The sequence below is a fragment of the Corynebacterium accolens genome, assembly GCF_023520795.1.
GTDB classification, from domain to species: domain Bacteria; phylum Actinomycetota; class Actinomycetes; order Mycobacteriales; family Mycobacteriaceae; genus Corynebacterium; species Corynebacterium accolens.
Window position 1 is genome coordinate 78,256 of record NZ_CP046605.1, and the last position, 13,959, is coordinate 92,214.

At 60.2% G+C, this 13,959-nt stretch carries 10 protein-coding genes and 2 pseudogenes; 8 read left to right on the forward strand and 4 right to left on the reverse strand.

The features are described 5' to 3' along the window. The first annotated feature begins 14 nt into the window (after positions 1–14). Positions 15–554, forward strand: coding sequence for an NADPH-dependent FMN reductase (locus CACC_RS00390; protein WP_005276205.1), 540 nt, complete (start codon positions 15–17; stop codon positions 552–554). A 36-nt stretch (positions 555–590) separates the two neighbouring features. Further along, positions 591–1,310, forward strand: coding sequence for an SDR family oxidoreductase (locus CACC_RS00395; RefSeq protein WP_005276208.1), 720 nt, complete (start codon positions 591–593; stop codon positions 1,308–1,310). A 67-nt stretch (positions 1,311–1,377) separates the two neighbouring features. On the opposite strand, the gene CACC_RS00400 is transcribed toward CACC_RS00395, so the two are convergent. Continuing rightward, on the reverse strand, positions 1,378–2,955 hold the full coding sequence (locus CACC_RS00400) for an aldehyde dehydrogenase family protein (RefSeq protein ID WP_005276211.1): 1,578 nt from the start codon (positions 2,953–2,955) through the stop codon (positions 1,378–1,380). Positions 2,956–3,000: 45 nt separating this feature from the next. Further along, positions 3,001–5,241 carry a choline BCCT transporter BetT gene (gene betT, locus CACC_RS00405; protein ID WP_005276214.1) on the reverse strand — a complete coding sequence of 747 codons (2,241 nt, stop codon included), beginning with the start codon at positions 5,239–5,241 and terminating at the stop codon, positions 3,001–3,003. A 333-nt stretch (positions 5,242–5,574) separates the two neighbouring features. Here betT and betA point away from each other — a divergent pair, with 333 nt between their 5' ends. From betA to CACC_RS00430, 6 genes and pseudogenes are all read left to right on the forward strand, one after another. Continuing rightward, positions 5,575–7,350, forward strand: coding sequence for a choline dehydrogenase (betA, locus tag CACC_RS00410; RefSeq protein ID WP_005276217.1), 1,776 nt, complete (start codon positions 5,575–5,577; stop codon positions 7,348–7,350). Between the two features lie 180 nt (positions 7,351–7,530). Then, positions 7,531–7,659, forward strand: a complete 129-nt coding sequence (locus CACC_RS00415) for a hypothetical protein (protein WP_005276220.1) — start codon at positions 7,531–7,533, stop codon at positions 7,657–7,659. A 577-nt stretch (positions 7,660–8,236) separates the two neighbouring features. Beyond that, on the forward strand, positions 8,237–8,596 hold the full coding sequence (cmtR, locus tag CACC_RS00420) for a Cd(II)/Pb(II)-sensing metalloregulatory transcriptional regulator CmtR (RefSeq protein WP_005276226.1): 360 nt from the start codon (positions 8,237–8,239) through the stop codon (positions 8,594–8,596). Next, positions 8,593–10,472 (forward strand): annotated as a pseudogene (locus tag CACC_RS00425) (heavy metal translocating P-type ATPase). Before cmtR ends, CACC_RS00425 begins: the two are co-directional and overlap by 4 nt. Before the next feature lie 914 nt (positions 10,473–11,386). Beyond that, positions 11,387–11,974: pseudogene (locus tag CACC_RS11780) on the forward strand (Pycsar system effector family protein). Between the two features lie 7 nt (positions 11,975–11,981). Continuing rightward, entirely contained in the window at positions 11,982–12,713 is a 732-nt protein-coding gene (locus CACC_RS00430; RefSeq protein WP_005276242.1) for an adenylate/guanylate cyclase domain-containing protein, read from the forward strand. Positions 12,714–12,722: 9 nt separating this feature from the next. Here CACC_RS00430 and CACC_RS00435 read toward each other — a convergent pair whose 3' ends face one another. Then, entirely contained in the window at positions 12,723–13,418 is a 696-nt protein-coding gene (locus CACC_RS00435; RefSeq protein ID WP_035108229.1) for an adenylate/guanylate cyclase domain-containing protein, read from the reverse strand. A gap of 304 nt (positions 13,419–13,722) precedes the next feature. Next, positions 13,723–13,950, reverse strand: coding sequence for an integrase core domain-containing protein (locus tag CACC_RS11680; RefSeq protein ID WP_430733308.1), 228 nt, complete (start codon positions 13,948–13,950; stop codon positions 13,723–13,725). Positions 13,951–13,959: the final 9 nt, after the last annotated feature.

Here is a 13,959-nt window from a genome sequence, read left to right on the forward strand (position 1 = left end):
AAGAGGTTTTTCTTATGTCCCGAATTGGCATCATCATCGGCTCTACCCGCGATAAGGCGGCGGGCCAGGCAGTAGGCGAGTGGGTCAATGACCTCGCCCAAGGCCGCGAGAACGGTGTGGAGTACCAGCTGTTGGAGCTCAAGAAGTTCAATGTTCCCATCCTTACCAGCGAGGTTGTTCCGGGTGCGGCGAATAAGCAGTACGATGACGCCAACGTGCAGGAGTGGTCCAAGGCCGTCGATGCCTGCGATGGCTTTGTCTTCGTGACCCCGGAGTACAACCACTCCGTGCCTGGTTCGTTCAAGAATGCCTACGACTCGCTCGGCGCGGAATGGGCGGGCAAGCCGGTGGCCTTCGTGGGCTATGGCTCCGTCGGTGGCGTGCGCGCGGTCGAGGCATGGCGCAATGTCGTGGCTAACTTCTCCATGCCACAGCTGCGCAACCAGCTGGACTTTAATATCTTCGCCGACTGGAACGATGGCGAATTCCGTCCCAGCGATGACTCCTACGAGCGCGCAAACTCCCTGCTTGCTGAGCTCGAGGACGCACTTTAAGTAAAAGGCCCTGCACCGCGCAGCGCGCTGCGTAGCATGGGGTGCATGAGTGAAAAGAAAGTAGCAGTAGTAACCGGCGCCTCTTCTGGCATTGGGGAGGCCACCGCGCGTTCTTTGGCCAAGGACGGCTGGCACGTTGTCGTGGGCGCGCGCCGCACAGACCGCCTGCAGCAGCTTGCCTCTGAGATCAGTGGCGAGGCCTATGAGCTGGACGTTACCTCCGATGTTTCTGTTTCCAAGTTCGTCTCCCACCTCGAGCGTGTAGACCTCTTGGTCAATAACGCCGGCGGTGCCAAGGGCTTGGAGCCGCTGGTCGATACCTCCATCGAGGACTGGCAGTGGATGTACGAGACCAACGTGCTCGGCACCGTGCGCATGATTCAGGCGCTTATGCCCAAGTTAGAGCGGGTGCCAGATCTTTCCGGGCTAATTATTAACGTCGGTTCCATTGCTGGCTGGACCGTGTACGAAGGCGGTTCCGGCTATAACACCGCTAAGCACGGCGTGCGCGTGATTTCCCGCGCGCTGCGGCTAGAAAATCACGATGTGCGCGTTACCGAGATTGATCCTGGCCGCGTGGCCACGGACTTTTCCTTGGTGCGCTTCAAGGGCGATGAGAAACGCGCGGCCAAGGTGTATGACGGCCAGCTCAACCTCGTGGCAGAAGACATTGCGGAGGCCATCCGCTGGGTCGCCGCCCAACCGGCCCACGTCAACGTGGATACGATGACCATTAAGCCGCGCACGCAAAGCTAAGGCCCCGCGGGCCTCTGCAAAGAGCAGCGGCGGGGCGGGGCCTAGGCTTTATCTTCCTGCTTGAGCCTTATTGCAGGCCAAACTGATCCCATGCGGCAGGGGCCAGGTTCTGGTACACGTGCTTGTGCTCTTGGTATTCGGCAAGGCCGGTGGGGCCCAGCTCGCGGCCGTTGCCAGACTGCTTGTAGCCGCCCCATTCCGCCTGCGGCAGGTACGGGTGGAAATCATTGATCCAAATGGTGCCGTGGCGCAGGGCGCGGGCAACGCGCTCGGCGCGGCCGGCATCGGAGGTGTACACCGCGCCAGCCAGGCCATACTCGGTATCGTTTGCGATCTCGATGGCCTCTTCTTCGGTGGTGAAGGTCTCGATGGTCACGGTCGGGCCGAAGGCCTCATCGTGGACGCAGTCCATCTCGCGGGTAGCGCCATCGATGATCGTGGGCAGGTAGTACACGCCCTGGCCCAGATCCGTGGTGCCGGTGCCGTGCTGGCCGTTGGTGTCCTCGCTGGTGGCGGCGCGGCCTCCGGTGAGGATCTTGGCGCCTTGTTCGCGGGCCTTGTCCACGTAGGCTGCTACCTTCTCGCGGTGGTCGGCCGAAATAAGCGGACCAGTCTCGGCCTTGTCATCGGTGGGTCCACCGATCTTGATCTTCTCGGCGCGCTCGACCAGTGCGGCAACGAACTTATCGTGCAGGGACTCTTCCACCACGATGCGCGAGCCGGCGGAGCAGACCTGGCCGGAGTGGAAGAAGGCGCCGTTGAGCGCATTATCCACGGCGACGTCGAAGTTGGCATCAGCAAAGATAACGTTCGGGTTCTTGCCGCCGAGCTCTAGCGCCGTGCGCTTGACGGTTTCGGCCGCGTTCTTTGCAATCAGCTTGCCGGTAACGAGGCCGCCGGTGAAGGAGACCATGTCCACGTCGGGGTGCTGGGAGAGCGGATTGCCGCAGTTAGCGCCGGCGCCGGTGATGAGGTTGCCCACGCCATCCGGCAGGCCGCATTCCTTTAGCGCCGCCATGAGCAGCATCGCGGTGTGCGGGGTCAGTTCCGCTTGCTTGAGCACGAAGGTATTGCCGGCAGCAAGTGCTGGGCCAACCTTCCAGGACACCTGCAGCAGCGGGTAGTTCCACGGGGTAATCAGGCCGCAGACGCCCACCGGCTCGGCGTCGATGCGCGAGCGCAGGTTGGGATCTTGCGGGTCGACCACGCGGCCGGCTTGGTGCTGGGCCAGGGTGCCAAAGTACTCGAAAGCATTGGCAATATCGTCCATATCGCCCAGGGATTCCTCGTAGCGCTTGCCGGTATCCGCGGATTCGGCTTGGGCGAAAAGCTCCTTGTGCTCACGGATGAAATCCGCCAGGCGGATGACAATCTTGCCGCGCTCGGCGGACGGCGTTGCGGCCCACTCGCCCTTATCGAATGTTTCACGTGCAATCTGGATGGCGCGGAGTGTATCTGCCTCGGATGCCTCAGAGACGACGCCGACGGTGGAGCCATCGGCAGGGCAGACAATGGTGCGGGTCTCGCCATCCTGGGCGGCCTCCCACTGGCCGTTGATGAAGAGCGATTTCGGGGCATCACCGGAGTGCACGCCCTGGAGCAGTTCGGTGGTCGTGGGATCGAACAAGGTGTTCTGGGTGCTCAAAGTGAAAGCAACCTTTCTCTAATTGAGGCGGTATCGCCCGCCAGTTTAACTATCTTCGCGCCAGGTGCGTTCCGGCTCGGCGCCATCGGAGACATCGGAATCGCCCGGCTGGCTTTGCTGCATGTAGAGGAATGCCAGGTGGCGCTCGTACAGGTCCAGCACGTTATTGATGATCTGGTTTTCGGAGTAGCCGTAGACGTCATAGCCCAGCGAACCGGTCATGTCATAGACCTCCAGGCGGTAGTACTCGCCGTCGCCCTCGCAGAAGTCCGGGCGCTCCGCGGAAACCGGGAAGAGCTGGTAGCGGAATTGGCGCTCGTTGTGCAGCCGGACCTCGAGATCGAGCTGGGGCAATTCGGCATCGGGAAGCTCACTGGTAAGCAAGATGGCGTCATAGCCGCGGGTGCGCATTTGCGTGGCCACCTGCTCGAGGGCGTAGGCGGCAGTTCCCCGCAGGTAGTCATCCATGTCCTGTTTGGTGGGGAAGGAGTTGGCGCGGTCCAGGCGGTTCTTCCACAGGTTGGAATCGCTCGGCTCGCGCTCGGTGCGGCTGCTGATGGCGCCGTGCAAGGCGGTTTTCCGGGCCTCGCGCTGGACGATTTCCAGGCGCAGCGACTTCCAGAGCGAGAACATGATGAGGTAGACCACGAACGCGAAGGGCAAGCCCATGACCACGGTTGCGGACTGCACGGTGGCAATGCCATCGAGCTGCAGCAACGCCAAGGTGAGCGCGCCGACGGTAATGGACCAGAAAATGCGCAGCCACCGGGCGCCATCCTGCCGGTTATCCGTGATGCGGGAGGTGAAGTTGGACATGACCAGCGCACCGGAGTCCGCCGAGGTGATATACAGCAGGAGGCCGATGAAGGTGGTCAGGAAGATGACGATGGCGGAGCCAGGGAATTCCTGGAGCATGTCATAGAAACCCTGCTCCGGAACGTTGATGGCGTTTTCCGCAAATTCCGGATAATCACCGGAGCGCACCATGTCCAGGGCGGTATTGCCAAAGAAGGACATCCACATCAAGATGAACAGGAAGGGGAAGGTCAGCGTGCCCAGGATGAACTGGCGCAGCGTGCGGCCGCGGGAAATGCGGGCCAGGAATAGGCCAACGAAGGTTGCCCAGGCAATCCACCAGGCCCAGAAGAAGAGGGTCCAGGACTGCATCCAGGTATCTACGCTGGCTTGGTCCTCAGCAAAGGCGAAGGTCTCCAGCGTCCAGGAGGGGAACTTGGAGACGTAGTCACCGATATTGGTGACGATGGCGTCGAAGAGGTAGGCGGTCTTGCCAAAGACCACGACGTAAACCATCAGCGCGATGGCCAGGTACACGTTGAGCTCAGAGAGGAAGCGAATGCCCTTATCCACACCGGATACGGCCGATAGCGTTGCGATGACCACCGCGACGATGATGAGTGCTGATTGCAGCCCCAGGCCCTGCTCGATGCCAAAGATGAGGTGGAAGCCGTAGGACAGCTGCACCACGCCGATGCCCAGGGAGGCGGTGACGCCGAAGACGGTGCCCAGCATGGCGGCAATGTCCACGGCCGAACCAATGGGTCCGTGCACGCGCTTGCCGATGAGCGGGTACAGCGCCGAGCGAATAGCCAGCGGCATATTCAGGCGGTAGGCGAAGTAACCAAAAGCCATGCCCATCAGCGCATAGAGCGCCCAGCCGGTAAGCCCGTAGTGGAACATGGCATAGACCACGGCCTCTTTGGCGGCCTCCATGGTTTCGCCATCGCCCACCGGCGGATCCATGTACATCGTGACCGGCTCGGCCACGGCGAAGAACATGAGGTCCACGCCGATGCCGGCGGCAAAGAGCATGGATACCCACGAGAAGGTATTGAATTTGGGCCGGGAGTGGTCCGGTCCCATGCGGATGCTGCCGGTATTGGAAAAGGCGATGTAGAGGACAAAGACCACGGCGATGGTGGCGGTCAGGACGTAGAACCATCCCAGGTTCGTGCCAATCCATCCGGTGACGCTGGCGAGTGTATTCGCCGCGGACTCCTGCCCGAAGCCCGCGTACAGCGCCATGGCGATGATGAGGACACCGGAAATGATAAAGACCGGCCAATTGGGCTTGGGCGCGGCCACCTCATCGGCGCCGACATCATCGCCGGTTTCGGCCTTGTAGCTGCCGACGATGGCGCGTACTTGGTTGCGCGGTTTACGGCCCTTGTCCCCAGCTGAGCGAGTATCCCCAGCGGAGCGAGCGAGAGAGGTGTCGGAGTCCCCTGTGCGGGACTCCTCATGGTCGTGCGGACCAAGGTTAGCCATCTACTTCTCCTAGTCTTGATCGATTAAGTACCGAATCCTTCGCACGAGTGCCCCATAGTCCCCGAAAAAGAGGGGTGAGAGATAGGTTGGTGGCATAAATCATATGCGGGCAATCTATGCGTAAAGACCCCGGATTTCATCTACTTAGATGCATATCCGAACACCGTAAATATACATTAATCTGGGAAAACGTCCACCGGATATGTATTCTGGGGTGGCTATTGTGCATAAATGAAAGCGAAAAAGCGCAGATTTTTTGCGCAGGATACAATGGATCCGCCCGAAATACGGCGAGAACTACGTGTGAGATGTCTCACAGAAGGAAGGGGATTTATGGGTATTGTGGACAAGTTGACTAAGAAGCGCTCGACAAAGAGGGCGACGGATGAGGTCAGCGATGTGGTCGTCGTCGGCGGTGGCTCTGCAGGCTCCGTCATCGCGGCTCGCCTGACCGAGGACAAAGACACCCGCGTGCTCGTTCTTGAGGCCGGCCGCCCGGATTCCCTGTGGGACCTATTCATCCACATGCCTTCCGGTTTCTCTTTCCCCATCGGGGCAAAGAACTATGACTGGATGTATGAATCCGATCCGGAACCGGAAATGAATGGTCGCCGCATCTACCATGCGCGCGGCAAGGTGCTTGGCGGTTCTTCTTCCATCAACGGCATGATCTACCAGCGCGGCAACCCCATGGACTACGAAAAGTGGGGCCAGAACCCGGGCATGGATAACTGGGATTTTGCCCACTGCTTGCCGTATTTCAACCGCATGGAAACCACCGCTGCCGCAGAAGACGATGATCCGCGCCGCGGCCACGATGGCCCGCTCTACCTGTCCCGCGGACCTGCTACCTCGGAGCTTTTCCAGGCGCTATTCAAGTCGGTACAAGAGGCTGGCTATAACCTAACCAATGACGTCAACGGTTACCGCCAGGAAGGTTTTGCCCCCTTCGATCGCAATATCAAGCACGGCAAGCGTTGGTCTGCTGCCCGCGCCTACCTGTACCCCAACCAGGACCGCGACAACCTCGAGGTTCGTACCCGCGCATTTACCACCAAGATCCTCTTTGAAGGCACCAAGGCAGTGGGCGTGGAATACGAGTGGCAGGGCGGCACCCACCGCGTCTTCGCAGACAAGATCGTCTTGTCCGCCGGTGCCATCAATACCCCGCAGCTGCTAGAGGTCTCTGGCGTGGGCGACCGCGAGATCTTGGAAAAGCACGGCATCGACGTGGTCAAGCACCTGCCAGGCGTGGGTGAGAACCTGCAGGACCACCTCGAGGTCTACATCCAGTACGAGACCACCAAGTCCACCGCTTCCTCCCAGCCTTACCTGGATAAGTGGCGTTGGCCGTTTATGGGCCTGCAGTGGTTGCTGACGAAGAAGGGCCCAGTGGCTACCTCGCACTTTGAGGGCGGCGGTTTCGTGCGCTCCAACGAGGATGAGGCCTACCCGAACTTGATGTTCCACTTCCTGCCCATGGCGGTGCGCTATGACGGCCAAAAGGCCGACGTTAAGCACGGCTTCCAGTGGCACGTTGGCCCGATGTTCTCCGATACCAAGGGCCACGTGCACATCAAGAGCTCCGATATCCGGCAAAAGCCCTCCATCCTCTTTAATTACCTGCGCACCGAGCAGGACCGCCGCGAATGGGTAGAAGCCGTCCGCGTCGCCCGTTCCCTGCTGGATACCAAGGCGATGGAGGAAGTTGGCGCCCGCGAGTTCAGCCCGGGCCCAGAGGTCCAAAGCGATGAGGAAATCTTGGAGTGGGTCCGCAATGACGGCGAGACCGCACTGCACCCATCCTGCACCGCCAAGATGGGCGATGAGTCCGATCCCATGGCCGTGGTGAACCCAGAGACCATGGGTGTATGGGGCGTCGAAGGCCTCTACATTGCGGATGCCTCCGTCTTCCCGTCCGTGACCAACGGCAATATCTACGCCCCAACCATGATGGTGGGCGAGAAGGCTGCCGACCTCATCGCCGGCCGTACCCCGCTGGAGCCAAACCACGCTGAGTGGTACAAGGCCAAGCAGGATATGCCGCTCTACGCTGAGGGCGAAGCAGTCCGCGATCACAAGCACTCCATCCAGGGCGCTGACCACTAAGCACCCTCCCGCCGGATGGCTGTAGCGCCGCGTTCCCTTTTCCTGGGGGCGCGGCGCTTTTGCTTGCCGACGTCCCCCCTTCCCACCGCGCACCCCTACGCCTGACCAGAACCATGATTTAATCGCCTCGCAAGGAACCAGGTCCACTGTAATGGGCCGCCAGAGTAAAGGAGGGCATTGATGCTCAGCATTATCGCTCTAGTCATTAGTATCGTTTTCGCCGTTGCCGTTATTAAAAAGCTCGATGACATCGATGCGCACTTAAAGGAACTACTCGCCTCGCGCGAAGATGGCGAAACACCGCGTTAATCGTGCGGGTGGCTAAGGAGATGGTGAACGAATTTCGAATTAACCAACTGCAAAAGGCCCATACCGACCGTGAAATGGAATTTTCCTGCGATGTAGCTTGAAGGGCTATGGCTTCGTAGATCAAAGTGGTTTCCAAGCAGCAGTGCCAGTACTTTGTACGCGGGGTAGCCAACACCGCCGACTTCAAGTAAGTATCATTCCCGGATACCAGCGAAAAGAGTTAGTCATTTGGCTATTAGAAAGCTTCGCTACGTGTGGTTCGACCCGTACGCAATGTCCGTGAGTGTCTAGCCCTTGATGGAGAACCTGGTGTCAGTGTCGCTGGCCGCACCTACGCCGCCGTCATGTCCGCCGACACCCTGTTCATCACCATCCCCACAGGGGTGGGTGTGGACATCCACGTGAAGATTCTGGAGAACTTCGCCGCCCACGCCCCCCGCGTTGGGTTGGCAGCCGAACCGCGAAGGACCAGTCATCGGCTATCCCATCGACTAATTCTTGCAGGTGGCGGGACTTTCGCGTGACTGTTAGTTCACCCCATTTTAAATAGTTCATCGCATACTGTATAATTCAGCGCATGCTGACTATTGCTTCGCGCCTCGACGTCATGAACCGGCTCGGCCGGGCCATGGCTGATCCGACGCGCTCCCGAATCCTGCTAACCCTACTAGACGGTCCGAGCTACCCGGCCGTGCTCGCGCAAAGCTTGGATCTGACCCGCTCGAACGTCTCGAACCACCTATCCTGCCTGCGCGATTGTGGCATTGTCGTAGCTGAGCCGGAGGGCCGCAAGACCCGCTACGAAATCGCCGATCCCCACCTCGCGGCAGCGCTCGAAGCGCTGGTCCACGCGACGCTGGCCGTCGACGAGAATGCCCCCTGTATCGACACTGAGTGCTCGGTGCCCGACTGCGGCGAGAAAGGAAAGAACGCATGAGTTCAGCATGTGGATGCGAACACGAAACCGGCACGGAGATTGACGAGCTCGATCGGCCATGGTGGAAGGACCCTGAGCTACTGCTGCCGATCTTCTCCGGCGTAGCCCTCATAACAGGACTGGCGCTGGACTGGTCCGACTTGGAGACGCCCGCGACGGTACTGTATTGGGTTGGCCTGCTGTTGGGCGCTTACACGTTCGCGCCTGGAGCGATCCGAAACCTTGTCACGAAGCGCAAGCTCGGCATTGGCTTGCTAATGACGATCAGCGCGGTCGGCGCGGTGATCCTCGGATTCGTCGGAGAGGCCGCGGCGCTAGCGTTCCTGTACTCGATCGCCGAGGCACTGGAAGACAAGGCGATGGACCGGGCCCAAGGCGGACTGCGGGCACTGTTGAAGCTGGTACCGCAGACCGCGACGGCACAGCGGCCGAGGTCGCAGCGAAGGACCTCGAGGTTGGCGAGCTAATGCTCGTGCGCCCCGGGGAGCGGATCGCCACGGACGGCATCATTCGGTCCGGGCGCTCCAGCCTTGACACCTCAGCGATCACCGGAGAATCCATTCCGGAGGAGGTTGCGCCCGGCGACGAAGTGCCTGCGGGAGCGATCAACTCCGCCGGGGTGCTGGAGGTCGAGACGACCGCAGCTGGAACGGACAACTCGCTGACCACACTCGTGGACCTAGTCGAGCAAGCGCAGGCGGAAAAGGGCGACCGCGCCCGGATCGCCGACCGGATTGCCCAACCCCTAGTGCCCGGGGTGATGATCCTGGCGGTGCTGGTCGGCGTTATCGGCTCGCTGCTGGGCGACCCTGAGACGTGGATCACCCGTGCGCTGGTAGTCCTGGTCGCAGCGTCACCGTGCGCGCTGGCAATCTCCGTGCCGCTGACGGTCGTGGCCGCGATCGGCGCGGCCAGCCAGTTCGGAGTGGTCATCAAGTCCGGCGCGGCGTTCGAGCGGCTCGGCGGCATCCGTCACCTGGCAGTGGACAAAACCGGAACCCTTACCCGCAACCAGCCTGAGGTTACCGGAGTGGTCCCGGCAGACGGATTTGATCGGCCGCAGGTGCTTTCCTTCGCGGCAGCAGTTGAGCAGCAATCGACACACCCCCTCGCCGCAGCGATCGCGGCAGCGGGGCCCGAAGCGCCCACCGCCTCGGACATCAGCGAGGAAGCTGGGCATGGCATCGGCGGCACCGTCGAAGGCCGACGGGTGCTGGTGGGCAGCCCCCGATGGATCGACGCCGGGCCACTGAAAGCAGACGTTGAGCGCATGGAGTCCGAGGGCCAGACCTGCGTCCTGGTCACCGTCGATGACGCTCTCGCCGGGGCGATCGGGGTCCGTGATGAGTTGCGGCCCGAGGTGCCCGAAGCCGTGCAGGCCCTGCACGCCAACGATGTGGAAGTAAGCATGCTCACCGGCGACAACACTCGCACCGCCCGGGCGCTGGCTGGAATCGCCGGAATCGACGACGTGCGCGCCGAGCTGCGCCCTGAGGACAAGGCAAGCATCGTCGCCGAATTCTCCTCCAAGACGCCGACGGCGATGATCGGCGACGGCATCAATGACGCGCCGGCACTGGCGGGTGCGACGGTGGGCATAGCGATGGGAGCGACCGGCTCTGACGCCGCGATCGAGTCTGCTGACGTCGCCTTCACCGGCCACGACCTCCGGCTAATCCCGAAGGCGCTGCAGCACGCCCGCCGAGGAAGCCGGATCATCAACCAGAACATCGTGCTGTCTCTGGCCATCATCATCGTGTTGATGCCACTGGCGATCAGCGGCGTGCTGGGTCTGGCCGCCGTCGTGTTGGTTCACGAGGTCGCCGAAGTGATCGTGATCTTGAACGGCCTGCGGGCTGCGCAAGCGAAGCGCTGAGGCTGTGACCGGCAAGTCTCATAGGGGTTAAACCACACGCCGAGCGGACACACCTTGGGCCAGGCACGTCATTCGAGTTCACGGTCCGTCTCCGTGGAATTGGGATCGTACCCGGTGGCCTGTCCGTTCTCGGTGCGTGTGGGCACGGGGGCTGTGGGCGAGCCACCACCCGGCACGTGCCCCAGCCGGTCAAGGGCCCCGAGCGCTTGGCGTCTCCAGTGCAGATCGTGGAAGGATCGAACTTGCTCAGGGACCAAGCGTCACTGCGAGACTCTTTTCGTCCCGCAACTTGAATAGTTCAGCGGCCTTGATACCACGGACATCCATTCGGAGTGCTGCCGAGTCTCATCGACACAGCCCGCGACTACCTGGGCAGTGTGTTTGACAAAGGACCCCACCCTCATCAGCGTTGCCGAGCCCTCGCCGTTCCAGTTGCCGTAACCGACTAGATGCAGATTCTTCACCGCGGTTTCGCGGCCGCGCATGAGGTGGCGGAATAGACCGAGAGCCGAACGAAAACCAGCGCACCAGATCAGATGGTCGTGCTCACTCAAGCTATCGAAGATGGGGGATGTCCCCGAGGTTCGGGCCGGAATCGCCGCCGAGAATCCGGCGGCGGCCGCGTCGGCGAACGAACAGACCGCGCTTCAACCTACCCCCAATAACGCGAAGCGTCATCAACGCCCCGCGTTACACGTTTAATTTGAACTCGACCACGTTTCAGTACAGGGTAACCTCCTAATCGATAGGTAGCGCTTCCGCCGCAGTCGCCCCGGCAGCTGCGGGGGCAGGAGCGTAAACCGTCTTCAAGCTCTACCCGTGACTGCCAGCTCGTGGGCCCATTTGAGACTCGCGTGTAATGGACGTTCCTGAAGTATCTATGTAAACCTTTGTACTCTAGAGCTATGTTTCGAATGCCGTTTCGGCGCGGTGGACGACGGACCACCGAGGGCCATCCGCACGACGCGACCACGCTCGCCAGCTCACCCGAACCTAACCCAGATCACGCATGGAAGACACTCGCATTGGTGAACGAGTGGATTCGCCACTCAGATGCGAAGGCCAGCGTGACACTTGCCTTCACCGGGGTGATGGCAACAATGACATACAACCTCGCAAAGGACGTTACTTCCCGGACTGTATTGTTCGACACTCTCGTTGGGTTGACCTGCTTGTTGCTTTTTATTACCGGCGCTTGGTGCGGATGAACACTGACACCGAGAGTCAAGGACAAGGATGCAGATCGAGACGCGATCAACAGACTGTTTTTTGGAAGCATCGATCGAAATTTCAGGGGCAAGAGGCATGAGTACAGCGAGGTGCTCCATGTACTGACCTCTAACCCTGTTGAGCTGACGAAAGATCTCGCTGACCAGATACATGTCAATGCTCGGATTGCCACGGTAAAAGCATCCGCCGCAAAGTGGGCCATCCGGTACGCTCTCGCTGCAGGAGCCGCTATCGCAGTCCTGTCCCTCGTTGTCGGTATCACGAACAGTTAGGACGCAAATGGACGGCAACTATAGACCGTATGACTGGAAGGCCAGCTCGGCACGGATCCAAGCGATCCTGGACCAGCCGGCAGGAGCGTATGAGGAGGTAGACGGACTCCCTGACCGAGACAAGCTCACGTTCTCTAACGGCTTCTACGGCATGTGCTCGGCGATCTTCATTGACATCCGAGATTCGTCCGGCCTGACATCGAAGCACAAGAGACCCGTTCTTGCGAAGATCTACCGGTCGTTTATCTCGGAAATGGTCGCAGTCCTAAACTCCAACTCTAATGTGCGCGAGGTCAATATCGTCGGCGACTGCGTGTGGGCCTCCTACAAGACGACGCAGGTCAACCACATCGACGATGTGTTCGCTACAGCAGCGCAGGCCAATACCCTCCTAGACCTCCTCAACCACCACTACGAGAAAGCAGGGATCACCCAGCTCAGCATCGGCATAGGCGTTGAGTACGGGCGGGTCCTCATGATCAAGGCGGGTTATAGCGGCAGCACGATCAACGACGTCGTATACATGGGCGACGTCGTCAACAGGGCAGCCCATCTAGCGCACCTAGCGGGGCGCGGTTGGGGATCGAGCCCGGTTGTCGTCGGAGGCGTCTTCTACTCGAACCTGAACGATCACAACCAAGGCCTACTCCGGCCGCAGGGGATGCCCGGCATCGGAACCGTGTACCAGGGAAATCCCATCATCCCGCAGATGGACGAGTGGATCAGCTCCCTCAGTTGACATCTCCCGTCAGACAGACCACCAGAACGTCGACCCATAGATCCGATAGCCCATGTCGGAGGTCCCCAGGTCAGTCCACATGTTCTGCTTCGGGTTACCCCCTAGCTTCGAGGTCTCATTCAGCCTGTTGTAGACGTCGGCGGTGATGTAGGTCGGGTAGCGAGGATCGAGCGCAGCCAGCTTCGCCGCATTGTTTGCTGCGTTCCCAACCCACACCAAGTCATTGCTGCCTCGGATGCCTGTTCGGGCGACGAAAAGCTTCGAGGTATCGATGCCGACCCGCTGCTTGAGCACGAAGGTGCTCTTCGGGTACTTCTCAGCGATTTTCGCTGCCACGATATTCTTCGACGCCCAGTTGATCTGGAGCCCACACTTCGCGGCAGCGGTGTTCTTCGAGTCCCCGATGAACACACCCATGACACGGTCCCCATCGTAGGCCGTGATGATACCACCCCGCGCTCGAATGATCTTAGCTGCACAATAGAGATAGCTCTTGTAGACCTCCGCAGCGAACCAGTCCTTGTACCCCTTGACCATCTTCGTCGACGACGCAAGATCCGCGTAGAGGACAGTTGCGTCGAGCTCGACAGCAAGGTTCTTCAGCGGAAGGTCATCGGCGTCGGGCACCTTCTGGCCTGCGCGACGTTCCCACTGTTCGTCGACGGTCTTCTGGACGTACTCCTCCAGGTCATCTTTCAGACTCATGCCGAGGCTCCTCCCCACGATCGCTCTAACCGTTTGCTCATTCAGCTTACCCATTGCGCGGTGTCAAGGGGTTGCTGCAATAGGTCTGCTCGCGACCTTTCACATACACCAGAGGTTATATGACGAAACAGAACTCCACGGAGGGGCGAAAGAAGACAAGATCGCTCCCCGTTACGAAGAGCTAGCACCGCAGAAGTTGCGCTCAAGTCTGATTCGGACTCATTCTCACAGTCAGTCGCGGGGCGAAAACCAACTCAGCGCGGTCCCGACTGCAACTAAAACTGAAGTGCCCCGAGTTTTGTTCCTAGGCATTTGCCTTGATTTCTATTATTGCCTGTGGCGGGTTCTGCTTCCAAAACTCGGTTTCCACTTCGACCGGGGTTCGGTATCCCAAGCTTTGGTGGAGCCTAGTCTCGTTCCACCATGACACCCACTCGAATGTCGCAATTTCTACCTCTACAACGTCATTCCACCTGCGAGTATGGACTAGCTCGTTCTTATGAGGGGCCGTTAACGTTTTCAGCCAGAGCATTGTCGTAGG

Excerpts from the sequence above, each read along its gene's own strand:
- betA (WP_005276217.1), top strand. The coding sequence starts at position 5,575 with ATGGGTATTGTGGACAAGTTGACTAAGAAGCGCTCGACAAAGAGGGCG.
- CACC_RS00415 (WP_005276220.1), top strand. The coding sequence starts at position 7,531 with ATGCTCAGCATTATCGCTCTAGTCATTAGTATCGTTTTCGCCGTTGCC.
- CACC_RS00430 (WP_005276242.1), top strand. The coding sequence starts at position 11,982 with ATGGACGGCAACTATAGACCGTATGACTGGAAGGCCAGCTCGGCACGG.
- cmtR (WP_005276226.1), top strand. The coding sequence starts at position 8,237 with ATGCTGACTATTGCTTCGCGCCTCGACGTCATGAACCGGCTCGGCCGG.
- CACC_RS00390 (WP_005276205.1), top strand. The coding sequence starts at position 15 with ATGTCCCGAATTGGCATCATCATCGGCTCTACCCGCGATAAGGCGGCG.
- CACC_RS00435 (WP_035108229.1), bottom strand. The coding sequence starts at position 13,418 with ATGAGTCTGAAAGATGACCTGGAGGAGTACGTCCAGAAGACCGTCGAC.
- CACC_RS11680 (WP_430733308.1), bottom strand. The coding sequence starts at position 13,950 with ATGCTCTGGCTGAAAACGTTAACGGCCCCTCATAAGAACGAGCTAGTC.
- CACC_RS00395 (WP_005276208.1), top strand. The coding sequence starts at position 591 with ATGGGGTGCATGAGTGAAAAGAAAGTAGCAGTAGTAACCGGCGCCTCT.
- betT (WP_005276214.1), bottom strand. The coding sequence starts at position 5,241 with ATGGCTAACCTTGGTCCGCACGACCATGAGGAGTCCCGCACAGGGGAC.